25 protein-coding genes are annotated in these 21,467 nt (G+C 66.8%); 12 read left to right on the top strand and 13 right to left on the bottom strand.

Going from position 1 to position 21,467, the window contains the following annotated elements; genetic code table 11:
* Window positions 1-232: 232 nt before the first annotated feature.
* Window positions 233-424, top strand: a complete 192-nt coding sequence (locus B5V46_RS15105; protein WP_080617363.1) for a hypothetical protein — start codon at window positions 233-235, stop codon at window positions 422-424.
* A gap of 166 nt (window positions 425-590) precedes the next feature.
* Here the strand turns inward: B5V46_RS15105 and B5V46_RS15100 are convergent, their stop codons facing one another.
* Both B5V46_RS15100 and B5V46_RS15095 read right to left on the bottom strand, forming a co-directional pair.
* Entirely contained in the window at window positions 591-2,684 is a 2,094-nt protein-coding gene (locus B5V46_RS15100; protein WP_196774266.1) for a bifunctional diguanylate cyclase/phosphodiesterase, read from the bottom strand.
* A gap of 317 nt (window positions 2,685-3,001) precedes the next feature.
* Window positions 3,002-6,034 (bottom strand): CheR family methyltransferase, encoded by a 3,033-nt coding sequence (locus B5V46_RS15095; RefSeq protein WP_080617361.1) that lies wholly within the window; start codon window positions 6,032-6,034, stop codon window positions 3,002-3,004.
* On the opposite strand from B5V46_RS15095, the gene B5V46_RS15090 reads away from it, so the two are divergent.
* A complete protein-coding gene (locus tag B5V46_RS15090) occupies window positions 6,027-6,302 on the top strand; it encodes a hypothetical protein (protein WP_080617360.1) in 276 nt (91 codons plus the stop codon). The genes B5V46_RS15095 and B5V46_RS15090 overlap by 8 nt on opposite strands.
* Before the next feature lie 78 nt (window positions 6,303-6,380).
* Here the strand turns inward: B5V46_RS15090 and B5V46_RS15085 are convergent, their stop codons facing one another.
* The 5 genes from B5V46_RS15085 to B5V46_RS15065 form a co-directional block, all read right to left on the bottom strand.
* Window positions 6,381-6,890 carry a CarD family transcriptional regulator gene (locus tag B5V46_RS15085; protein ID WP_080617359.1) on the bottom strand — a complete coding sequence of 170 codons (510 nt, stop codon included), beginning with the start codon at window positions 6,888-6,890 and terminating at the stop codon, window positions 6,381-6,383.
* 290 nt (window positions 6,891-7,180) lie between these two features.
* A complete protein-coding gene (gene fdxA, locus B5V46_RS15080; RefSeq protein WP_042459571.1) occupies window positions 7,181-7,519 on the bottom strand; it encodes a ferredoxin FdxA in 339 nt (112 codons plus the stop codon).
* A gap of 51 nt (window positions 7,520-7,570) precedes the next feature.
* Complete coding sequence (locus tag B5V46_RS15075) at window positions 7,571-7,951, bottom strand: RNA-binding S4 domain-containing protein (protein WP_080617358.1); 381 nt, start codon at window positions 7,949-7,951, stop codon at window positions 7,571-7,573.
* A gap of 7 nt (window positions 7,952-7,958) precedes the next feature.
* Window positions 7,959-10,946: a helicase-related protein gene (locus tag B5V46_RS15070; RefSeq protein WP_080617357.1), complete on the bottom strand. Its 2,988-nt coding sequence runs from the start codon at window positions 10,944-10,946 to the stop codon at window positions 7,959-7,961.
* Window positions 10,947-10,969: 23 nt separating this feature from the next.
* The gene (locus B5V46_RS15065) at window positions 10,970-11,443 is read right to left on the bottom strand and encodes a tetratricopeptide repeat protein (RefSeq protein WP_080618079.1); all 474 of its coding nucleotides are present in this window, start codon (window positions 11,441-11,443) and stop codon (window positions 10,970-10,972) included.
* A gap of 177 nt (window positions 11,444-11,620) precedes the next feature.
* On the opposite strand from B5V46_RS15065, the gene B5V46_RS15060 reads away from it, so the two are divergent.
* Window positions 11,621-11,908, top strand: coding sequence for an SCP2 sterol-binding domain-containing protein (locus B5V46_RS15060; RefSeq protein WP_080617356.1), 288 nt, complete (start codon window positions 11,621-11,623; stop codon window positions 11,906-11,908).
* Between the two features lie 5 nt (window positions 11,909-11,913).
* Window positions 11,914-12,840 carry an alpha/beta fold hydrolase gene (locus B5V46_RS15055; protein ID WP_080617355.1) on the top strand — a complete coding sequence of 309 codons (927 nt, stop codon included), beginning with the start codon at window positions 11,914-11,916 and terminating at the stop codon, window positions 12,838-12,840.
* A gap of 63 nt (window positions 12,841-12,903) precedes the next feature.
* Here the strand turns inward: B5V46_RS15055 and B5V46_RS15050 are convergent, their stop codons facing one another.
* Window positions 12,904-13,131: a DUF1150 family protein gene (locus B5V46_RS15050; protein ID WP_080617354.1), complete on the bottom strand. Its 228-nt coding sequence runs from the start codon at window positions 13,129-13,131 to the stop codon at window positions 12,904-12,906.
* 11 nt (window positions 13,132-13,142) lie between these two features.
* Window positions 13,143-13,556 (bottom strand): Hsp20 family protein, encoded by a 414-nt coding sequence (locus B5V46_RS15045; protein ID WP_080617353.1) that lies wholly within the window; start codon window positions 13,554-13,556, stop codon window positions 13,143-13,145.
* Window positions 13,557-13,712: 156 nt separating this feature from the next.
* Here B5V46_RS15045 and B5V46_RS15040 point away from each other — a divergent pair, with 156 nt between their 5' ends.
* Genes B5V46_RS15040 through B5V46_RS15030 form a run of 3 tightly spaced genes read left to right on the top strand, consistent with a single transcriptional unit; the run spans window position 13,713 to window position 15,559 of the window.
* The gene (locus tag B5V46_RS15040; protein ID WP_080617352.1) at window positions 13,713-13,931 is read left to right on the top strand and encodes a YdcH family protein; all 219 of its coding nucleotides are present in this window, start codon (window positions 13,713-13,715) and stop codon (window positions 13,929-13,931) included.
* 52 nt (window positions 13,932-13,983) lie between these two features.
* The gene (gene purE, locus B5V46_RS15035; RefSeq protein ID WP_080617351.1) at window positions 13,984-14,472 is read left to right on the top strand and encodes a 5-(carboxyamino)imidazole ribonucleotide mutase; all 489 of its coding nucleotides are present in this window, start codon (window positions 13,984-13,986) and stop codon (window positions 14,470-14,472) included.
* Window positions 14,465-15,559 (top strand): 5-(carboxyamino)imidazole ribonucleotide synthase, encoded by a 1,095-nt coding sequence (locus B5V46_RS15030; protein WP_080617350.1) that lies wholly within the window; start codon window positions 14,465-14,467, stop codon window positions 15,557-15,559. Before purE ends, B5V46_RS15030 begins: the two co-directional genes overlap by 8 nt.
* Before the next feature lie 34 nt (window positions 15,560-15,593).
* On the opposite strand, the gene B5V46_RS15025 is transcribed toward B5V46_RS15030, so the two are convergent.
* Together B5V46_RS15025 and B5V46_RS15020 are read right to left on the bottom strand one after the other, a co-directional pair.
* Window positions 15,594-15,956: a hypothetical protein gene (locus B5V46_RS15025; RefSeq protein WP_080617349.1), complete on the bottom strand. Its 363-nt coding sequence runs from the start codon at window positions 15,954-15,956 to the stop codon at window positions 15,594-15,596.
* Window positions 15,956-16,285, bottom strand: a complete 330-nt coding sequence (locus tag B5V46_RS15020) for a YqjD family protein (protein ID WP_080617348.1) — start codon at window positions 16,283-16,285, stop codon at window positions 15,956-15,958. Before B5V46_RS15020 ends, B5V46_RS15025 begins: the two co-directional genes overlap by 1 nt.
* Window positions 16,286-16,486: 201 nt before the next feature.
* On the opposite strand from B5V46_RS15020, the gene B5V46_RS15015 reads away from it, so the two are divergent.
* Entirely contained in the window at window positions 16,487-16,657 is a 171-nt protein-coding gene (locus B5V46_RS15015; RefSeq protein ID WP_080617347.1) for a DUF1328 domain-containing protein, read from the top strand.
* 128 nt (window positions 16,658-16,785) lie between these two features.
* On the opposite strand, the gene B5V46_RS15010 is transcribed toward B5V46_RS15015, so the two are convergent.
* Complete coding sequence (locus B5V46_RS15010) at window positions 16,786-17,604, bottom strand: response regulator (protein ID WP_080617346.1); 819 nt, start codon at window positions 17,602-17,604, stop codon at window positions 16,786-16,788.
* Between the two features lie 119 nt (window positions 17,605-17,723).
* Here B5V46_RS15010 and B5V46_RS15005 point away from each other — a divergent pair, with 119 nt between their 5' ends.
* The 4 genes from B5V46_RS15005 to B5V46_RS14990 are packed head-to-tail and all read left to right on the top strand — an operon-like array spanning window position 17,724 to window position 20,436.
* The gene (locus tag B5V46_RS15005; RefSeq protein ID WP_231119141.1) at window positions 17,724-17,876 is read left to right on the top strand and encodes a NepR family anti-sigma factor; all 153 of its coding nucleotides are present in this window, start codon (window positions 17,724-17,726) and stop codon (window positions 17,874-17,876) included.
* 2 nt (window positions 17,877-17,878) lie between these two features.
* On the top strand, window positions 17,879-18,427 hold the full coding sequence (locus tag B5V46_RS15000; RefSeq protein WP_080618078.1) for an RNA polymerase sigma factor: 549 nt from the start codon (window positions 17,879-17,881) through the stop codon (window positions 18,425-18,427).
* Window positions 18,424-20,250, top strand: a complete 1,827-nt coding sequence (locus tag B5V46_RS14995) for a sensor histidine kinase (RefSeq protein WP_080617344.1) — start codon at window positions 18,424-18,426, stop codon at window positions 20,248-20,250. The genes B5V46_RS15000 and B5V46_RS14995 overlap by 4 nt, the downstream gene beginning before the upstream one ends.
* A gap of 45 nt (window positions 20,251-20,295) precedes the next feature.
* A complete protein-coding gene (locus B5V46_RS14990; RefSeq protein ID WP_075783052.1) occupies window positions 20,296-20,436 on the top strand; it encodes an entericidin A/B family lipoprotein in 141 nt (46 codons plus the stop codon).
* 115 nt (window positions 20,437-20,551) lie between these two features.
* Here the strand turns inward: B5V46_RS14990 and B5V46_RS14985 are convergent, their stop codons facing one another.
* Complete coding sequence (locus B5V46_RS14985) at window positions 20,552-21,175, bottom strand: exopolysaccharide biosynthesis protein (protein WP_231119140.1); 624 nt, start codon at window positions 21,173-21,175, stop codon at window positions 20,552-20,554.
* Window positions 21,176-21,467 lie beyond the last annotated feature (292 nt).

Genomic DNA, 21,467 nt, shown 5'->3' with positions numbered 1-21,467 from the left:
CGCCCCGCGCGGGGATGGGCGGCCTGCCGCAGGCCCTGGCCGGTCGATGACAAAGGGACAGAGGCTGCGGCAGATCGAATTCCGACTGAAAAAGTCATGGATCGATGCCTGACAATATCTATCAACCATTTGATTTATAAAGATAAAATCTTGCAATCTCCGGGTCGGATGCTTATATGGCATTCAGGGCGCCGCGGCTGGGCGACGCCTCTGAACCAAAAGGAGACATTGGATGTCCGCCCAAGCTTGCAGCAGCTGCACCTTCTTCCAGGATCATGCCCTCAACAGCGGCAAGACCGCCGAGGCCGCCGGTCTGTGCCGGTACAATCCGCCGATCACGCAGCCCGAAGCCGATGCCCGCGGCCTGTGGCCGGTGGTGAAAACCGACGACTGGTGCGGTCACTTCGAACAAGAAAACGCCTGATCGGTCCGCGCCAGCCAGGTCCGTTCGCCGCCAGCCACATGCCGAGCCAGCGACGCGGACCCCCAGCCAGCCATGACGTGACAGATCTTGCGATGCGGGGCGGTGCGATGCGCCGCCCCCTGGCTTTTCCGGCTCTGCCCCGAACGATCGCCCGGGCAGGGCGGTCCTATTCGGACAGAAGGGCTTCGAAGGCCGGGATCTCAAGCCCCGGGCTGACCAGAAAGCCCTGACCGAATTCGCAGCCGTTTTCGACCAGCCAGGCCAGTTGGTCCTCGGTCTCGATCCCTTCCGCCACGGTCGAGAGCTGCAGGCTCTCGGCGAGCGCCAGCATCGCCCGGACGATACGCTCGGAGGCCTCGTCCCGGGCATCGAGCTGAGCGATGAAGCTGCGGTCGATCTTCAGTTCGCTCGGGCGCAGCTTTTGCAGATAGGCAAGCGAGGAATAGCCGGTCCCGAAATCGTCGATCGAGATCCGCACCCCGGCATCGGCCAGCCTGGCCAGGTTCCGGGGCGCCTCGCTGGCACAGGTCATCAGGCCGGTCTCGGTGATCTCGAGCAGCAGCAATTCGGGCGGAATGTCGTGATAGTCGAGCAGTGCCAGGACCGAGGGCACCAGCTCGGTGCTTTGCAGCGAACGGGCCGAGAGGTTCACCGAGACCGGCAGCCGCAGCCCGCGCCGTACCCATTCGCCCTGCTGCCGGGCGAACAGCTTGAGCACCCGCAGGTCGAGTGCGTTGTGAAGGCCGTTGGCCTCGGCCAGAGGGACGAATTCGGCCGGAGAGACCTCGCCAAGCTGCGGGTCGCGCCAGCGCAGCAGCGCCTCGGCGCCGACGATCCTGCGCCGGTCGGAAATGTCGAATTTGGGCTGGAAGACCAGCCGGAAGCTGTCCTCGCAAAGCGCCTTGCGCAAGGCGCTGAACACCTGCAACCGCCGCTCGCTGGTGAAGCGCAGGCTTTCCCTGAAATGCGAGATCCGGTCGCGGCCGTTCGACTTGGCGGAATAAAGCGCCATGTCGGCGGCGCGCAGCAGGTCCTCGGCGCGGGTGGCATCGCGCGGGGCGTGGCTGAGCCCGGCGCTGCAGGTCAGCAGCACCTTGGTTCCCGCCACCTCATAGGGCGAGCGGATATCGCCGAGCGTCCTTTGCAGCAGACGTTCGGCCTCTTCGGGGGTGCTGTCGGCGATGAAGAACAGGAATTCGTCGCCGCCGAACCGGCCGAGGCAGGCCCGCTCGCCCATGGTGTCTTCCAGCCGCCGGGCGAAGGCCGACAGGATCGCGTCGCCGATCTCGTGGCCCATGCCGTCATTGATGTCCTTGAAGGCGTCGATGTCGAGAAATCCCAGCGCCAGCCCCTTGCCCGCCGGGTCGAGCCCCGCCAGCGCGCCGCGCAGCCTTTCCACGAAGCCCGGACGGTTGGCGAGTCCGGTCAGGGAGTCGCGATTGGCGAGGTCCTTGGCGAGGCTGAAGGCAGCATAGAGATCGGACTGGCCGGCCATCAGCGTGCTGACATCGGTCGAGGTCCCGCCGACGGCGAAGATCTTGCCGCTATCGTCGCGAAGCGGGAATTTCTGGATCAGGAAGCTGCGCCGGTCCTCGGGGGCGGCGGCATAGCTGCCCTGATTGCTGATCGGCTTTCCCGCGATCAGCACCTCGATATCGAGCGCGCGCGAGCCCAGCAGCCCGTCGAAGGCGCGGCGCTGCTCGACGCTCAGTGTCTCGGCGCCCTCCAGATAGGCGCTGGCGGCCCGGTTGGCGAAGATCAGGTTGCCGGTCAGGTCGAAGGCATGGATCAGGGTCGAGGTCGAGTCGCTCAGCATCTGCCGACAGCGGCCTTCGCGTTCCTGCCGGTCGTCGGAATGGCGGTCGACCAGAAGCATATGCACCCGGCCGTCCTCTTCGGAACAGGCCGGAAGCCGGGCCAGGTGGGCGCTATAGGACAGATATGCCCCGTCATGGGGCCTGCCGACATGGAGCGGGATCTCGGTGGCGGAGCCCTCTTCGGTGACGGAGGGCGGTGCGGCCAGATAGGCATGCACGCGGCTTCGGGCTTCCGCGTCGAGCATGCGGTAGACGGAGCGGTTGCAGAGCTGCTCGGTCGCGGAACAGCCGAACACGGCGGCCGCGGCCTCATTGGCCTCGCGCACCACCCCGCTCCGGTCAAGAACAACCGCAGGCAGCGGAAGGCGTTCGAAGAGGGTCAGGTATTTGCGCCGCTCCCTTTCCGAGACGGCCTGCGCCTCGACCAGTTCCCGGTTCTGCATTTCCAGCTCGAGCTGGATCAGCTCGAGCCGGTCGGAATGGTTTGCAGGGGTCTCGGGGCCGCAGGCCGACGCCTGACGGGGGAAGGCCTGGAGCTCGAACTCGAACGATTGCCCGGAAGGCCGGCGGGAAGCTTTCCCGATGTCACTCGTCCTGTCGTCTTCTGCGGCCGGCAGGGGAGCCGGCGCATTGTATCGTCCCATTTCCGGCACAGTCCTCGGCGAAGTCACGCTAACCGTCCGGACTGTCCTCCGACAAAGCTAACGATCTATTGAACAACTTTAGCGAGACTGCTGATTCAGACTGGTTTTTTTAAGACTTAGCCGCCGTGACGTTGCGTCTTTTCACGCTGGTCGGGGCTGGCGCCCGTTCCCTTCCGGAGCCATGGGTCGATTTCGACGTGCCGGATCACCGCCCCGACCGCGCTTCCGGGGACCGGGGTAGCCGTCATGCAGACCCGGCGCCCTTCGGTCGGTCCGTGACAGGGATATTCCACCGAGAACTTGGGCTGGCGGCCCTCGAGAACCGATTTCAGCCCCTCACGCGCCCGCAGGGCGAGGCCCGGATCCTCGGGGTCGAACGGTACCGGCAGACCTTGTGGCGGCATCAGGCAGGCCGCGAGGTAATTCCCGCCGGGGCTGCAATGATCCGGCGCGGCATCGCCGCCTGAATGGGCGCAGCGCTTCCAGGCCTTGTTGACCAGCGTGATGGTGCCGTCGGCATCCAGGGCCGCGACAGGTTCGGGCATTGCGTCGATCACGCCCCGTAACCGCGCGAGATCGCGATGGGCGGTGACATCCCTGAGCGTCACCAGGGCGCCGCGATGACCCGAGGCCTGTATCGCATAGGGCGTGATCCGCACCCGATACAGCGCGCCATCCTCGGCCGTGGTCTCGCGCTCGAAACCGGCTTCGCTGCGGATCGTGTCGCGGATGTCTTCCAGCAGGTCGGGATAGTGCAGCTTGTGGGCGATGTCGCAGAGCGGTTGCCCGATATCGCTGTCGCGCAGCTTGAAGACCGAACAGGCCTCCGGCGAGAAGCGGGTGATGAGCAGCGCCTCGTCGAGGAACACCGTCGCCACGCCCGCCGACTGGACCATACTGCCCAGATCGGCATTCAGCCGGTTCATCAGGGCCATCTTTTCCTGATAATCGGCATTGAGCGCGTTGATCTCTTCGTTGACCCATTGCAGCTCTGCGTTGGCGCCCTGCAAGTCGTCGTTCGAGGCGAGCAGCTCCTCATTGACCGATAGCAGTTCCTCATTCGAGGTTTCGAGTTCCTGGATCGTGGCCTCGAGATCGGCCCGGGTCCTGTCGAGTTTGCGTCCGAGACCGTCGATCCGGGCCTGGGCCTCGGCCGGCAGCTCGACTGGCTTGCCGCCTTCCGGGCTGTTCTGCGATGCCTGACCGAGCCTCTCGAAGCTCAGCAATGCGCCAGAGCCGAGCGCTGCGGCTGGCAAGGGCACCGCATGCAGCCGCAACAGGCCGTCCGTCCCGGCAAGCGGCATCTCGACCGGATCCGAGCTCCGGGCCGTGTTGCTGGCCATCGCCAGATCGAGCAGGCGGCGTGCCGTGGCGACCAGCGCTTCGGGCAGGATCCGGGCCAGTTCTGGACCGGCCACGCCGGGGCGGGACGGGAGGAACGGCCGCAGGTCGCCGAAGAGATGGATCGCCTCGTGCCTGTCATTGACCATGATGCAGGGCAGGGCGCAGTAGCCGGGCGAGGCTGTGGCTGGCCTGTCGGAGAGCGGGGCGCGGCTGCGGGGGGAGGGTGGCTCTGCGCTCATTGCGGGGCGGATCTCCGGATCATCGTCGTCGCCGGCCTGAAGCGGGGTCGGTCTCCGATCATGGCGGGACGAGGTTTTCAGCGAGGACAGGGCGAATTGGCCCGATGGCCGTGACGAGACCCGGACAAAGACCTTGTGCCGGGCATCGACCGGCTGAAACCCGTTCTGAAGGCTGGACAGGGTCTCGCTGCTGCCGAGGAACAGGTGACCGGATTTGCGGATCGCATATTGCAGCCGCAGCAGCGCGTCCTTCTGTGCGGCCGGACGGAAATAGATCAGCGTATTGCGACAACTGACCAGATCCATCCGGCTGAACGGCGGGTCCGAGAGCAGGTCGTGACGGGCGAAGACCAGCGACCGGCGCAGCGCGTGTCTCACCTGCAGCCTGTCGCCATCGGTCCGGAAATAGCGCTCCATCCGCTCGGGGCTGATTTCTGCGCCGGCCGAGGCCGGGTAGCTGCCCGCCGAGGCGACTTGCAGGCTGTCCGGGTTGATGTCGGTGGCAAAGACCTTGATCCTCGGCTGTCGCCCGGCCTTGTCAAACGCCTCATGCAGCAGCATCGCGAGGGAATAGGCTTCCTCACCGGTCGCGCATCCCGCCACCCAGACCCGCGCGGTCTGGCCGGGCGGAAGCGTCTCGACGATCCCGGGGATCACGCGGTCCCCGATCACCCGGAACGCCTCTTCGTCGCGGAAGAAGCGGGTGACCGAAATCAGCAACTCGCGGTTCAGCGCCGTGACCTCGCCGGGCAGGCTCTGCAGCAGCGCGGCATAGCTTTTAAGATCCGGCTGGCCGAGGACCTGCATCCGCCGGCCGATCCGGCGCAGGACCGTCGAGCTCTTGTAAAGCCTGAAATCGGTGCCCGTGGCGTCCTCGAGCGCCTGCAAGATCGCCTCGCTCTCTTCCGGGAACGGTTGTTCGCGGGCCGCGGGCTCTGGCCCGAGGGGGATCTGCGGCGGCCATTGCCGACGGTCGAGCGCGCGCCGGGCGAGCTCGGTCGCCGGCAATCCGGCATCGACGATCCCGGCGCGGCGCAGGCCGGCCGGCATGGCGTTGCCTCCCGCTTCCCCGCTGTCCTGGCTCAGGACCAGCCCGCCGGCGGCGTTGATCGCGATGGCGCCGCGGCTGCCGTCCGGGCCGGTGCCCGACAGAACGATGCCGCAGGCCCGGGCGCCGCATTCCCCGGCCAGGGACGTGAAGAAGATGTCGATGGGGAGGGCCGGACCGTCACCGCGCGGGGCAAGCCGCAGCAGGCCCTTCTCGATCCGTACCAGCTTGCCGGGCGGGAGCAGGTAGACATGGTCGGGGGCGATCCGGGTGTCGGTCTTCATCATCTCGACCGGCATCGGGCTGTACCGCGCCAGACGCTCGGCCAGCCGACTTTCCTGCCCCGGTGCGAGGTCCTGGATCACCACGAAGGCGGCCCCGGACCCGGCCGGACAAGTCGCGAAGAAGCTCTCGAGCGCCGAGGATCCGTCTGCCGGAGCTCCGATCCCGATCACCGCTGCGACATCTTCTGGAGGGAAACCGGAGAGGCGCGGACGAGGATCGGCTTCGATGTCCATCAGGAACGCGTGCCCCGCTTTCTTCAAGCCCGCGCCTGCGGCCGATCACGTCAATCAAGCCTCGCGCTCGATCCTCGCGACCGTTCTCGCATACGACCGGGGGTTGATCAACTGCTTTCAGGAACAAGCTTTTTTGCATCGCGGCATGGTTGCTGCGGGGGCACAGGTCATGCCTGTCATGCCGTCGCGGGCCCGGTTTTCCGGTGCGGCAGCGATGTCCTCTGGCATGGCTGCGAAGCGGGGCCGGGGCAGGACAGAGGACATCTGAAAAAGCAAGGACACCTGCCGCAGAGCGGTCGGTGTCCTGCTGAGATCGGATGGGGCGGACGAGGATCCGTCGCCGGGATCAGGCGGCCCGCGAGACCAGAACCTCGTCGACTTGCTTTTGCGCGCCGGCCTCGTCCATGCCCGCAACCGCGGCCACTTCGCGGGTCAGCCGTTCGAGCGCCGCCTCGTAGAGCTGCCGTTCGGAATAGCTCTGCTCGCGCTGGTCGTCGGCGCGGTGAAGATCGCGCACCACTTCGGCGATCGAGATCAGGTCGCCCGAATTGATCTTCTGTTCGTATTCCTGGGCGCGACGCGACCACATCGCGCGCTTGACCTTGGCCTTGCCCTTCAGCGTCGCCATCGCCTTCGACACCACATCGGGGGTCGAGAGCGAGCGCATGCCCACCTCGGTCGCCTTGTTGGTCGGCACCCGCAGGGTCATCTTGTCCTTCTCGAAGGAGATGACGAAGAGCTCGAGCGGGATGCCTGCGATTTCCTGCTCCTCGATCGACACGATCTGACCCACGCCATGGGCGGGATAGACCACGTAATCGTTGGGGCGGAACTCGGATTTCTTGGTCTTTGTCATTCAGCACTTCCTCGCATAGACCGCAGGGGCAGCGACAAGAGAAAGGCCCGTGCCGGTCGGCATCCGGCTCATCCAGTCTTTCGGCGCTGAAAAACCACACCGCAGAAGGTTGATTCTGCGTGTGGTTTAAGGGTTCGGTCTGCCACTTTGTAAAGGAACCATAACACAAAAAACGCCTTACGGAAAGCGTTACGCTCTTTCCGTAGGGGCAAGCACATGAATGTGCGCGCTATTCCCCGCTCAGGGCCGCAAGCGGCAATCGTTGACTGCCGGGCGTCGACTGCCGGGGCTCAGCCGCCGGCGCCGGGGGTTTCCGAGAAATACTTGGCGCGTTTCCCTTCTTCGCCGTCCCGTTCCTCCGCTTCGGGCAGCGGATCCTTGCGGGTGATGATGCAGGGCCAGGTTTCGGCATATTTCCGGTTGAATTCGACCCACTCGTCCATGTCCGGCTCGGTGTCGGGCCGGATCGCGTCGGCCGGGCATTCGGGTTCGCAGACGCCGCAGTCGATGCACTCGTCGGGATGGATCACCAGCATGTTCTCGCCCTCGTAGAAACAATCCACGGGGCAGACCTCGACACAGTCGGTATATTTGCAGGCAATGCAGTTGTCGGTGACGACGTAAGTCATGGGCGAACTCTCGATTTTCCGATCTGGCTGGACCTAAACCACGACCGCCGATCATTCAAGCGGCGGTTTGCGGCTTCGGTCAAGGTCGCGGCGCTCCTTTTTTGTCGGGCGACCTCCGCCATCGTATCTAGGGCTTGCGGGCGCGGGCGCCTTGATCGGGGTCAAGTCCTCGTAAAGGGTGCGCGCCTCGGTCGCGGGGCCGCGGCGTTCTGTCAGGGCGAGAACGCGCACCACGCGGATGTCCTGGCCCTGCGGAAAGGTCAGGGTGTCGCCCGGGCCGATCCGTTGGGCGGGCTTGTCGGTCTTGGTGCCGTTCACGCGCACATGCGCGCCGGCCACCAGTTTGGTGGCCAGCGTGCGCGTCTTGAAGAAGCGGGCCTGCCAGAGCCACTTGTCCAGCCTGGCAGTCCGGCGCGGGGCCGCGTCGCTCACCCGCGAGCTACTTCTTGGTCTTCAGCCCCATCAGCGCGGCGGCGAAGGGGTTGTCGGGGTCGATGGGCTTTTCCTTGCGGGGCGGACGGGCCTCGAAGGTCTTGGGCCCGTCATGGCGCGGTCCGCCCTTGCCGCCCTTGCCGCCGGGCTTCCCGCCATGCTTGCCCTTGCCCCCGCCGCCGGGCTTGCCGCCGCGACCGCGCGCGCCGTCGCCTGCCTGCTGTTGCGGGCGGTCGCCGCGCGGGCGGCCGGCGGGCCGCCGCCGGGGCGCCCAGGTGAAGGTGTAAAAGACCTCGACCTCGGCCGGTGCGGTGCTGCCGGAGGCGTCCTTGTCCGCCTCCTGTTCAGCCGCCGCCTCTGAAGGCGTCTCTGTCCCGGTCTCTGCCGGGGGGGCGGTCTCCGCATCTGTTCCCGTATCCGCGGGCGTGTCTGCGGATTGGGCATCTGCGGCTTCGGGTGCCGGGTCCGCGACTTCTGCAGGATGCTCGACCGGCGTTTCGGCCGTGGTGCTGTCGCTTGCCGTGTCGGGCGCGCTTTCCCCGGCGCTCGGGGTCTCCGCTCCAGCGGCGATGTCCGCTGCGGTTTCGTCGGGCTGCGCCGCAGGGGCGGGCGCCGCCTTGACCTTGGGCCGCTCGCCTTTCTCGGCGCGATAGCCCAGTCCCTGCATCAGGTCGGCGAACTGCTCGAGCGTGGTGCCGGTGATCGACAGCATGTCGGCCTTGGCCTCGAAGCCTGCCCGGGTGTCTTCCGAGCGGATCTGGTCGGCCAGCCGTTCCAGCATGTCGATCCGGATCGCGCGGGTTCCCGCGGGGCGGTATCCGGCCAGCCGGTGGACATCTTCGGAGACGCCCGGCATCACCGGGATCGTCACCAGCCCGGGCGGCGGGCTTTCGGGGAATTCGTCCAGATTGTGCGCCAGCGACCACAGCACCAGCCGCAGACGGGTCGGCGCGGGCTTCAGCAGGAGCGGCATGAAGATCGTGAACTGCCCGAAGCGGATGCCATGCTTGCGCAGCGCCGAGCGGGCCTCCTGGTCGAGTTCCTTGACCTCCTGTGCGACGCCGTCGCGCGACAGCACGCCCATCGCCTCGACCATGCGGAAGGCAAAGCCCCGGGTCAGTCCGGTCAGGGTCTCGTCGCGCTGCAGGTTCAGCAGCGGCTCGAACAGCGTCGCCACCCGGCGGTCGATGAAATGCTGCAACCGCCGGCGGACCTTCTCGATCACGTCGGGGCCGGCCTCGTCGTCGACGAAGGCGTCGATGCCGGGTTTCAGCGGGTCGGCGCCCGCCACCAGCTTGCCCACCGCGTGCTCGCCCCACATCAGCCCGCCCTGCTCGGTGAAATCGAGCTCGGTATCGGGCGCGTTGTAGAAGCGGTCGGCGCGCAGATGGAATTCGGGGGCTAGCGCCACCAGCGCCGCCTGGCGCAGGGTCTTGGCTTCATCGGGGCTGGCAGACGCGTCCTGCCGGAAGCGGAAGCCCTCCAGGCGGCCGACGAACTGTCCCTCGACCGTCACCTCACCCTTGTCGTTCACCTCGGCCACAAGGCTCTCCTTCTGTTTCAACCGGCGGAGCAGAACGGAGGTCCGCCGGTCTACGAATCTTTGCGTCAATGCGCCATGCAGCGCGTCCGACAGGCGGTCCTCTACCGCACGGGTCTGGGCGCGCCAATGCGGTTCGTCCGCGACCCACCCCGTGCGCTGGGCGACATACGTCCAGGTGCGGATATAGGCCAGACGTTTCGACAGCGTGTCAATGTCGCCGTCTGTCCGGTCTATCCGCCGGACCTGGCGGGCCATCCAGTCGTCGGGCACCCGCCCGGCATTGTGCAGGAAGCCGAAGATGCGTTCCAGCAATCCAGCATGCTCGGCCGCGGAAATCCCGCGAAAATCGGGTATTCGGCAGACATCCCAGAGAAGTTTGACATCGCGCGAGTCGCGGATCCGGGCGCGCAGGTCCGGCAGGCCCGACAGCGACTTGAGCGCGTGCAGGTCGTCGGATTCGCGCACGCGGGTCAGCCATTCGCCCTCTGCGTGTGTCTCAAGCGCGGCAATCAGCCGCTCCGGCGTTCCGAAGTCGAGCCTGGAATTGCGCCACTGCAGGCGCGCGACCGGGTCAAAACGGTTCTCGACGATGGCCTCGGCCACCTCGTCGGGCAGCGGGCGGGCCTCGCCGGTGACGCCGAAGCTGCCATTCTGGGTATGGCGCCCGGCGCGGCCCGCGATCTGGGCCAGCTCGTTCGGCCAGAGCGGGCGCATCCGGCGCCCATCGAATTTCGACAGTGCCGAGAAGGCCACATGCTTGATGTCGAGATTGAGCCCCATGCCGATGGCGTCGGTCGCGACCAGATAATCGACATCGCCATTCTGGTAGAGCGCGACCTGGGCGTTGCGGGTCCGGGGCGAGAGCGCGCCCATCACCACCGCACAGCCGCCCTTCTGGCGCCGGATCAGCTCGGCGATGGCATAGACGTTCTCGACCGAGAAGCCGACGATGGCCGAGCGGGGCGGGATCCGGCTGATCTTCTTCGAGCCGACATGGATCAGCTCGGAGAATCGCTCGCGGCGCAGGAACTGGGCCTTCGGCACCAGCGCAGCGATCGCATTGCGCATCGTGTCGGCCCCCAGAAACAGGGTCTCGTGCTGGCCGCGGGCATGCAGCAGGCGATCGGTGAAGACATGGCCGCGCTCGGGATCGGCGCAAAGCTGGATCTCGTCGATGGCCAGAAAATCGGCGCCGGTACCCTCGGGCATCGCCTCGACCGTGGCCACCCAGTATTGCGCACGCTCGGGCACGATCCGTTCCTCGCCGGTCACGAGTGCCACCACCGAGGGCCCGCGAAGCGCGACGATCCGGTCATAGACCTCGCGCGCGAGCAGGCGCAGCGGCAGGCCGATGACACCGGTACGGTGGGCCAGCATCCGCTCGATCGCGTAATGGGTCTTGCCGGTATTGGTGGGCCCGAGGACCGCGGTGATCCTCGATTGCGCTGTCATCCTTCAGCCCCTTCGCCCGTCTTTCAGAGGGTCCGGCCTGAGGTGACGATCTCGAGCCGGTGCACGGCGTCTTCTAGGTCAGGATCGTGGGGATGTATAGCGCGGGCCGCACGATAGGCGCCGAGCGCGCGATCTTCCTGTCCGATTTCCTCGAGGATGGTGCCAAGCCCGGTCAGGGCGCCGAAATGCCTCGGGTTCAGTGCGAGCGTATGGGCCAGATCGCCCAGGGCCGGGCCGTAAAGCCCCGAGCGGTAATAGGCCAGGGCCCGCGAATTGTAGGCTTCGGCGAAATCGGGGGCATGGTCGACCAGCGCGGTCAGATGCCCGATGGCGGCGTCGTACTCCTCGGCCTCGATGGCGTCCCGCCCGCGCCTGAGCAGCAGGTCCATCGCCGCAGAGCCCGATTTCGACCATTCGCTCCAGAGCGCATCCTCGACCCGCTGCCAGTTCGGCAGCTCGGGGCGCTGCAACTCCTCGAGCAGCTCCTCGGCACGCATGGAGCCGGCGATGCCCCGCTCTGCGATCAGCGCGGAGCCGGAAAAAACCGCCGAGGCAAGAAATACCGCGAAGGCAAGATTGAGAATGCGCGAGGTATTGGCCATAACGGGGCACAAGATAGCGTAACAGGCGGAGAAAGGCGACATGCCCCGCATTCACAAATCGGAGGTACTCGAATGAGCGATACGCTGGACAAGGCCGTCGAGGCCCTCAATGCCAAACTGTCGGGCGGTTTCAACGGCGTTGCCAAATTTGCCATCGAGGATACGGGCGACATCATCGTCGATTCCGAGGGCGCCCATGCAGGCGATGCCGAGGCGGATGTGACGCTTTCGGCCAGCCTCGAGACGTTCCGGGCGATGATGGAGGGCGAGCTCAATCCGACCACGGCCTTCATGACCGGCAAGCTCAAGATCGAGGGCGACATGGGCAAGGCGATGCAGCTGGCCCAGATCTTCACCTGATCCGGATGGACTGGGCGCCGCTTTACGCAGATGTCGCCGACGGCCCCGCGGATGGCAGCGCCTGGTGGCTGCGCACGGAGGACGGTGTGCGGATCAGGGTCGGCCTCTGGGGCCGCGAGGCGACCGGGGGCACTGTGCTCCTGTTCTGTGGCCGAACCGAATATGTCGAGAAATACGGCAATGCTGCGGCCGCGCTCCGCGCGCGGGGCTTTGCGACGCTGGTCGTCGACTGGCGCGGGCAGGGGCTGGCCGACCGGGCGCTGGAGGATGCTTCGCTTGGTCATGTCGCGCGCTTTGCCGATTTCCAGGCCGATGTCCGGGCGGTGCGGCGCGCGGCCGGGGCGCTGGACCTGCCGCGGCCCTATCACCTTCTGGCCCATTCGATGGGCGGCGCGATCGCGCTGCGCGCGCTGAGCGAGGGGCTCGACGTGGCGAGTGCGGTGTTCTCGGCGCCGATGTGGGGGATCCGGCTCGGCCCCGTCGCGGCGCCCGTGGTCCGGGCGCTGAGCGGCATCGGCCGCGGCGCGGCGCGGGTGCCCGTGACCGGTGCCCGGGCCTATGTGCTGACCACGGCCTTCGAAGGCAACGACCTGACCGGAGACCGCGAGATGTACGAGAGGCTGTGCCGTCAGGTGACGGTACATCCCGATCTCGGCATCGCCGGACCGACCGTGACCTGGCTGCGCGAGGCGCTGTCCGAGGCAAGGCGACTGGCGCGGCTGCCCGCGCCGGCGGTTCCGGCGCTGACCTTCCTCGGCGGGCGCGAGCGGGTCGTCAGCGCCGCCGCGATCCGGCGGCGTATGGCGAACTGGCCGGGCGGCCGGCTCGAGATTGTCGAGGACGGGCGCCACGAGATCCTGATGGACCGGCCGGAGATCCGCACGCGCGCCTGGGATGCCGCCGCGGCGCATTTCCGCGCCCATGGTGGCTGAGGCGCTGCGCGGTCGGCGGCGGGCGCGCCCTGCCGGATCCGGGAAGGTCGTCAGTGTGCCTTGTCAGTGCACATTGACCGGGGCCATGTCGTTCTGGCGCGCCAGGATGAAGGCCAGCTTGCGGTCGCGCACCAGCGCCAGCCGGTCGCCGTTCGCGTCGTGGACGGCGTAAAGCTTGTCCAGATCGGGGGCCTGGCGCTGCAGTTCCTCGGGCAGCTCGGCCACCTTGACAGCCCGGACATAGACGATGCGCTCGTCCGTATCGGGCAGGGGGTCGTGGTTCACATTCATGACCGTTTACCTCACGCTCTGGAAATCCGGATCGTCTGTACGACGCTTTCGGGCACCGCCCGGTTCAGATCGACATGCAGCAGGCCGTTTTCCATGGTTGCGCCGCTGACTTCGACACCGTCGGCCAGCACGAAGCTGCGCTGGAACTGCCGTGCCGCGATCCCGCGATGCAGGAAGATCCGCTCGGCGCCCTCCTCGGCCTGACGGCCGCGGATCACCAACTGCCGGTCCTCGACCGTGATCGCAAGATCGCCTTCGCGAAAGCCCGCCACGGCCAGGGTGATCCGGTAGCCCGTTTCGGATGTCTGTTCGATATTGAAGGGCGGATAGCCTTCGTTTCCGGTTTTGGCGGTTCGCTCGACAAGGCGTTCGAGCTGTTCGAAGCCCAGAAGGAACGGGTGGGAGCCAAGGGTGAGTTTCGTCATGGGCAAGTCCTTGAACAAGCGACCTGGAATTTCCGGGACCCCGCATCCGCGGCGGTCCGACCCAGGATATGGGAGCCGGAGCGGCTTCCCGCAAGGCCATTCGCCCGCTATGTTAACACTTGAAGCAACTGCAGCGACTCAGTCCCCGGGAACCAGATGAACATCGCCAGCGAGATGAAATCCGAAGAGGTCCTGCGCGTCAAACTGGAGGTTCTGCGGCGCGAGCACCGCGATCTCGACGACGCTATCCATGCCCTGCAGGAAAAGGGAACCGGCGACAGCTTCACGATCAAGCGCCTGAAGAAGCAGAAATTGTCGCTGAAGGACCGGATCGCGCTGATCGAGGATCAGCTGACCCCCGACATCATTGCGTAGCGGCCGCACACGTCTATAGTGCCCGCTCGCAAAAACGAGGGGGTCGAACCGCATGGGCGACGTGAAAGTGGGCATCATCATGGGCAGCCAGTCGGACTGGTCCACGATGAGGCAGGCAGCCGACATCCTGGACGCACTGGAGGTCCCCTACGAGGCGCGGATCGTCTCGGCCCACCGTACCCCGGACCGGCTGTGGGACTATGGCAAGTCCGCGGTCGGGCGCGGCCTTCAGGTGATCATTGCGGGCGCGGGCGGGGCCGCGCATCTGCCCGGCATGATGGCCTCGAAGACCCGGGTGCCGGTGATCGGCGTGCCGGTCCAGACCCGGGCGCTTTCGGGCGTCGACAGCCTGTATTCGATCCTGCAGATGCCCAAGGGCTTTCCGGTCGCGACCATGGCGATCGGGGCGGCGGGGGCTGCCAATGCCGGGCTGATGGCAGCGGGCATCCTCGCGCTGAACGATCCGGCGCTGGCCGAGCGGCTCGAGCGCTGGCGCGCCGATCTCTCGGCCTCGATCCCCGAGGTGCCCGCCGATGAGTGAGCCGCGCGTTTCCGCCCGCCTCGCCCCTGGCGCCACCATCGGCATTCTCGGCGGCGGCCAGCTTGGCCGGATGCTGTCGGTCGCGGCCTCGCGGCTGGGGTTTCGCTGTCACGTCTTCGACCCCGCGCCCGCACCGCCCGCCGGTCAGGTCGCCGCGCTCGTGACGACCGCGCCCTACGAGGATACCGGGGCGCTGGCGCGTTTCGCCGCCTCGGTCGATGTCGTCACCTATGAATTCGAGAACATCCCCACCGCCGCGCTCGATGCGATCGAGGCCGTGGTGCCGATCCGTCCGGGCCGGAAGGCGCTGGCCGTCAGCCAGGACAGGCTGGTCGAGAAATCCTTCCTGAACGGTCTGGGGCTCGCGACTGCGCCCTTCGCCGCGGTCGATGACGAGGTTGATCTGGCCGAGGCGCTGGCCGAGATCGGGGCGCCCGCGATCCTCAAGACCCGGCGCTTCGGCTATGACGGCAAGGGCCAGGCCCGCATCATGGCGCCCGAGGACGGCCCCGAGGCGCTGGTCGGGATGACCGGCGCCCCCGCGATCCTCGAGGGGTTCGTGGAGTTTTCGTCCGAGATTTCGGTGATTGCGGCGCGCGGCGTCTCGGGCGAGGTCGCCTGTTTCGACCCGGGGGCCAATATCCATAGCGATGGCATCCTGCGGACGACGACCGTGCCCGCGCCGCTGAGCGTGGCACAACGCACCGATGCGGTGTTGCTGGCAGGGCGGATCCTGAACGCGCTCGATTATGTCGGGGTGATGGGGGTCGAGCTTTTCGTGACGAAGGCCGGTCTGATCGTCAACGAGATCGCGCCCCGGGTGCATAATTCCGGTCACTGGACCCAGAACGGCTGTGTCATCGACCAGTTCGAGCAGCATATCCGTGCCGTGGCGGGTTGGCCCCTTGGCGACGGGGCGCGCCATTCCGATATCGTGATGGAGAACCTGATCGGCGAGGACATGGACCGTGTGCCCGATCTGGCTGCCGATCCGAAGGTGGCGCTGCATCTCTACGGCAAGTCCGAGACGCGCGCGGGCCGCAAGATGGGCCATGCGAACCGCCGGACCGGCCCGGCCGGCGCGTGACCGCCTGACCGGGTTCGGGGCCGGGGGCAGGAGGTCAGTCGCGCGCCCGGTCCTTTCTGCCGGGGCTGCGGGCGGCGCGCCCGGCCTCGAGCCCCGCGGCGAAGCCCTCGGCCATGTGGATGAAGGGACCATAGGGATCGGCCGGCGCCTCGACCCGTCTGGGCTGGCGGGGGCGCAGGCTCAGGCCCCAGAGGATCAGTCCCGCCCCGAGATAGACCGCGCCGATCACGGTGGCGGCAAAGACCGCCCCGTGACCGGCGCTGAGCACGAGCCAGGCCGCCACCGTGAGGAAGGCGCATCCGACGCCCGCGCACAAGCTGCCTGCGGTGCCGAGCGCCAGCCGGTGCGAGAAGGCCCGCGCCCGGCGTTCGGCCTCGTCGAGCGGCAGCGAGAACATCAGCGGCGGCCCGTCATCAGCCCGACCAGAAAGCCCAGCCCGACGGCGATGCCCATCGCGGCGGCGGGCTGACGGCGCACCGCATCGGCCGCCTGTTCACCCAGCTCGGCGCCGCGGTCCTGGACCCCGGCGACCGTCGCTTCCCCGCGTTCGCGCAGCTCGGCGGCCCGGCGCTGCACCGTATCGCGCATGTCGTTCTTCTTGGCCTCGCTCAGATCGCCCAGGGTACGGGCGATCTGGGCGATGTCATCCTTCAGGGCCTCGATCTGGACCTCGAGATCCTGAACGCTGGCGTTGCTGTCGTTCCGTTTCTCCGCTGATTGTGCCATCACTGGCCTCCTTATTGCTGATGCGTCTGCTGCATCTCAGCGCAGGAAACGTCCGGCTGCGGGGCGGGGTTCCCTCCGCACCGGAGCGATCGTGCCGCTCTCGGAACGATCACGGTTGCGAGAGGCCCCCTGCATCGGTCGGGAACCACTCTGCCCGTTCGACGTTGGGTCAACACAACCGGACATGAAAGGAACCAAGAGATGCTTTACTGGGCACTGGTATTTCTCGTCGTCGCGCTGATCGCCGCCGCCTTCGGGTTCGGGGGCATCGCCTCGGCCTCGGCCGGCATCGCGCAGATCCTGTTCTTCGTCTTCCTCGTCCTCTTCGTCGTCGCGCTGGTCGCGCGGGCACTCAGGGGCCGTACGCCGTAACATGAGAAGGACGAAGGCTGCACGCCGTCCGCAGGCTCGCGCGGACGGCACCAAAGACCCCGCCGGGGAACCCGGCGGGGTCGACTGTTTCAGAGCTGTCCGCTGACGCCCGCCCCAGGGGACGGCGTTCAGGCGCCGAGCGTCTCGGTACTCGAGAAGAACATCGCCTGGCTCACCGCCGAGCGCACCTGGTCCTCTGTATAGGGTTTCGAGATCAGGAAGGCGGGTTCCGGCCGTTCGCCGGTCAGCAGGCGTTCGGGGAAGGCGGTGATGAAGACCACCGGCCGGTCGCCGAGTTCGGCCAGAATGTCGTTGACCGCGTCGATCCCGGAGGATTTGTCGGCCAGCTGGATGTCGGCAAGGATCAGATCCGGCGGGGTCTTCTTCGCCAGATCGACGGCACCGCGCCGGGTGCGGCCGATCCCGGTCACTTCATGGCCCAGACCCTGGACGATGGCCGAGATGTCGATGGCGATGATCGCCTCGTCCTCGATGATCAGCACCCGCCCGGAAATGCTGCGGGCCATTTCGTCGCGGGCGATCCGGATCAGCTGTTCGGCCTCGCTGCCCGGCAGGCCCATGATCGCGCCGACCTCCTCGGTCGTGAACGCCTCGATCGAATGCAGGAGCAGGGCCTCGCGGGTGTTGCGGGTCAGGCCTGCAAGCCGGGACTGCGCCTGCGCCTCGATGCCCGAAGCGGGCTGCGACTCGCTCAGGGGCGCGCCCGAGGACCCCCAGATGCGGTTGAACGCCTTGAACAGCGCGACCTTTGGCGGCAGCCCCTGTTCGAAGACCTCCCGATCTGAAAGGATCGCCTCGAGTGTTGCGATCGCATAGGCGTCGCCGCTGGTCTGGCTGCCGGTCAGCGCCCGCGCGTAGCGTCTGAGATAGGGCAGTTCCGACCCGATCACCCGGGAAAGATCGTCAGAATGTGGTGCATGCGTCATGCGCGACCTCGAAAAAACAATGTCTCATGGGAACCGAACGCAATCACCCGCGTTTGGTTCCGCAGTCTGAAAGTTAGGGCGGGCCGACCGGAATGGAACACAAGGACCGTAGGGGTCGCATGGAAGAGCAAATCGACGACAATTTGCGGCGCGTCTACGCGCAAGCCGTGGAGGAACAGGTCCCGGACCGCTTCCTCAAGCTGCTCGAGCAGCTGCGGGGCACTGGCAGCGAGGCGTCCAATGGCAGCAATGGCAAGGGTGGCGATACGTGAGCGTGGCTTCGGACCCCCGGGAAGACTTGGTGACGCATCTTCCGGCGATGCGGGCCTTTGCTCTCAGCCTGACGCGCAATTCGGCGACGGCCGATGACCTGGTGCAGGATGCGATCGTCAAGGCCTGGAGCAATTTCGACAAGTTCGAGCCCGGTACGAACCTGAGGGCCTGGCTGTTCACGATCCTGCGCAACACCTATTATTCGATGCATCGCAAGCGGCGTCGCGAGGTCGAAGACCCGGATGGCGCGCTTGCCGCGCATCTGTCGGAAAAACCGCATCACGACGGCCGGCTTGCGCTGGAGGACTTCAAGGTCGCCTTCGTCAAGCTGCCCGACGAGCAGCGCGAGGCGCTGATCCTGGTCGGCGCCGAAGGCTTCTCCTACGAGGAGGCCGCCGCGACCTGTGGCTGTGCCGTGGGCACCATCAAGAGCCGGGTCAACAGGGCCCGGGTGCGGCTGGCCGAGCTGATGCATCTGAACGATGACGATGATCTGGCGATGACCGATGCGGTGACGCTGGCCGGTCTTTCCTCCAAGCGACCTGCATGACCGATACTCTCAAGGCGCGCATTTCGACGCGCCGTCTGACCAAGAGCCTGGCGCTCTGGCTGATCGGTGCCCTGACCGTCGCCATGCTGCCGCTGGGGCTGATCTCGGTGTCGCAGACCTCGAAGGTCCTGCACGAGACAGAACGGCTTTCGGGCGTGGCGCTCATGGACCGGACCCAGCGCGCCGCGGTGCGGACCCAGGCGCTGATCCAGGAGGCCTTCGGCGCGGCCCGCTCGGTTGCCGCGGCCAATGTGGTGTTCGAGGGCGGCGGCATTTCCTGCGACGCGGTGATGGCGCGGCTGGTCAAGGACAACCCTACCTATCTGTTCGCCGGTTTCGTCGAGCCCGATGGCAGCATCACCTGCTCGTCGAGCGGCGAACGTCTCAGCATCGTCGATCAGGCCTATTTCCTCAATCTGCTGCGCGATCCGGAGCCCCGGGTCGATACCCGGTTCAGCGTCCCGCTGCAGGGCGCCCGGGTCGTGCGGGTGAGCGTGCCGGTCTACGAGGAGACGGTCCTGCAGGGCTTCGTGGTGATCTCGATGCCCTATGCCGCGGCCTATTACACGCTCGATGACGGCGGGGCCGAGGTCGATCTTCTGGTGTTCGACCGCGATGGCGAATTCCTCACCGCCGAGGCGGCCACGCGGGACGAGGGCGCGCCGCCCGACAATTTCGAAGAGGTGCTGCCGCGCCAGCATAGCCTCGAGGCGCTCGCCGAGGCGGGACGGCAGTCCTTCCGCGGCACCAACCGGCTTGGCGAGACCCGCGATTTCGCCGTGGTTCCGGTCATCGACGACCGCATTTTCGTGATGGGAAGCTGGGCGCCCGACCGCAACAACTCGATGCCGATGACAGGTCGGGCATTGGCGCTCTATTTTCCGATCCTGATGTGGGTGGCGGGTATCGTCGTTGCCTATTTCGCCGTGCACCGGCTGGTGATCCGTCACATCCAGCGGCTGCAGAGCTGGATGCGGCTCTATGCCAGCGGACATACCGATTTCGGCCAGGCCCGGCTCGATCACGCCCCGCATGAGCTCGAAGTCGTCGCCGAGGCCTTCCGCAGCATGACCCGGCGCCTGGCCGAACAGGACCGCGCGCTCGAGGAGGATCTGGCCGAGAAGACGATCCTGCTGAAAGAGGTTCATCACCGGGTCAAGAACAACCTCCAGCTCATCACCTCGCTGATGAACATGCAGATCCGCAATGCCCGCAGCGCCGAGGCGCGGCGCCTTCTGAAGCGGGTGCAGGACCGGGTGATGGCGCTTGCCGCGATCCACCGCTATCTCTACATGGCCCGCAAGCTGTCGATGGTTCGCGCCGACAGGCTGCTCGACGACATCATCCGCCAGCTGGTCGTGGTCAGCGATATCGGTGGCGCCGAGAAGAGCGTCAAGATCGCCACCCAGTTCAGCCCCGTCGAGGTCAATCCCGATCAGTCGGTCCCGCTGTCGCTTCTTGCGACCGAGGCCGCGATCAATGCCGTCAAGTATTGCGGGACGCCGCCCGACGGCGAGCCGGCATGGATCACCATGGCGCTGCAGACGCTCGAGGACGGGCGGATCTGCCTCAGCGTGGTCAATTCCCGCAGCGAGGAGCCCGATCCGGGCCCGGTGAATGGCAGCGTCGCGGACAGTTCGGGCATGGGCCGGCAGCTCATCTCCTCCTTCGCGGCTCAGCTCGATGCCGAATTCGAGGTGCATTCCGAACCCGATCGCTACGAGCTTCATGTGACCTTTGCCCCGATGGGGGCCTCGCCCGAGGAGGACGACGCCGAGGCGGAGGAAGAAGCCGCATCCGGCGGCGTTTCCGAGGGAACCTGAACGCGGCCGGGGCGTTGAGCTGCCATGATTGACACAGGAGGTTCCATGACCCGTATCGTTGTTTTCTGCCTGTCCGCCGCCGCCCTTCTCGGTGTTGCTGCCTGCGAGACCGTCGAGGGCGCAGGCAAGGATATCCAATCGGCCGGTGGCGCGATTTCGCAAGAGGCGCGCGAGGCTCAGAACTGACCGACGAAAGGCGGGCCCAGGCCCGCCTTTCGTTTCTGCCAGAGGCGTCCGGTCTGCTCCGGACGCCTTTTTGCTGCGGGCAGGGCAGCCATCCCCGGTTCGGGGCGTCCGGTCCTCATCCCCATTCCAGCACCCCGACGATCACGGCGAGCGCGCCTGCGAACGGCGCCATGCCGATCAGGGCCAGAAGCCCGTCGCGTGCCAGCATCGCCACCGACAGGATGACCACGGCCATGCCCAGCAGCGACGAGCTGAACGGCACCAGTTCCAGAAACGGCATCGCCAGGCCGGCGAAGAGGCAAAGTAGCTGGAGCAGGACCACCAGCGGCGGCGTGACCAGAAATTTCAGCCGCGGCCGCGCCGCCCATTCCAGCCAGCCCACCGGGCGGCGCAGCCAGCCGACGGCCGAACGGGCGCGGTCGGCACGGATCTCGCGCCGCATCAGCCAGCCGGGCGCCCAGAGATGGCGGCGCCGGACAAGCATCTGTCCGGCGATCAGCGCGATGCTGATCCCGCAGAGGCTCGAAAACCCGGGAATGCCGCTCAGCGGCGAGACCACGGCAAGCGCCGGGGCCAGCAGCAGCGGCAGGAACGAGACCGATCCCAGCGCTTCGAACATGCGCCTGACGGACAGCCGGTCGCCCTGCGCCGCCTGATCGACGGCGTCGAGAACCGCCGAAACCGGCGTCTCCTGCATCGCGCCTGCACTGTCTTGCGAAAACTCTTCGGGTTGGGCCATGGGGTCCTCTTGGCTGCCGCGGTGAAGGGGCGGTTTCCGGCCCGCGCCGCGCGCCCGGTCTTCCCCCGCCCTCAACGTGCGAGCCGCGGTTTCGTTCGCGCTCGCCGAAGCGGGGTGAGCCTGCCCGTCGCGGCGCAACAGATGTTTTCGATTCGTTCACGGTCACTCGATAGCTCTCTTTTGAACGAAAACCGCAATATTGGCCGGGCTTGGCCACAGGCAGGACACCGTTTCCCTTAAGGACGCTTTCAGTCCTGATGCCCAAATTCGAGCCGTTGTTGACCCTGCGTCA

Source organism: Rhodovulum sp. MB263, from assembly GCF_002073975.1.
Classification (GTDB): Bacteria; Pseudomonadota; Alphaproteobacteria; order Rhodobacterales; family Rhodobacteraceae; genus Rhodovulum.
This window is presented reverse-complemented; position numbering and strand designations above follow the sequence as displayed.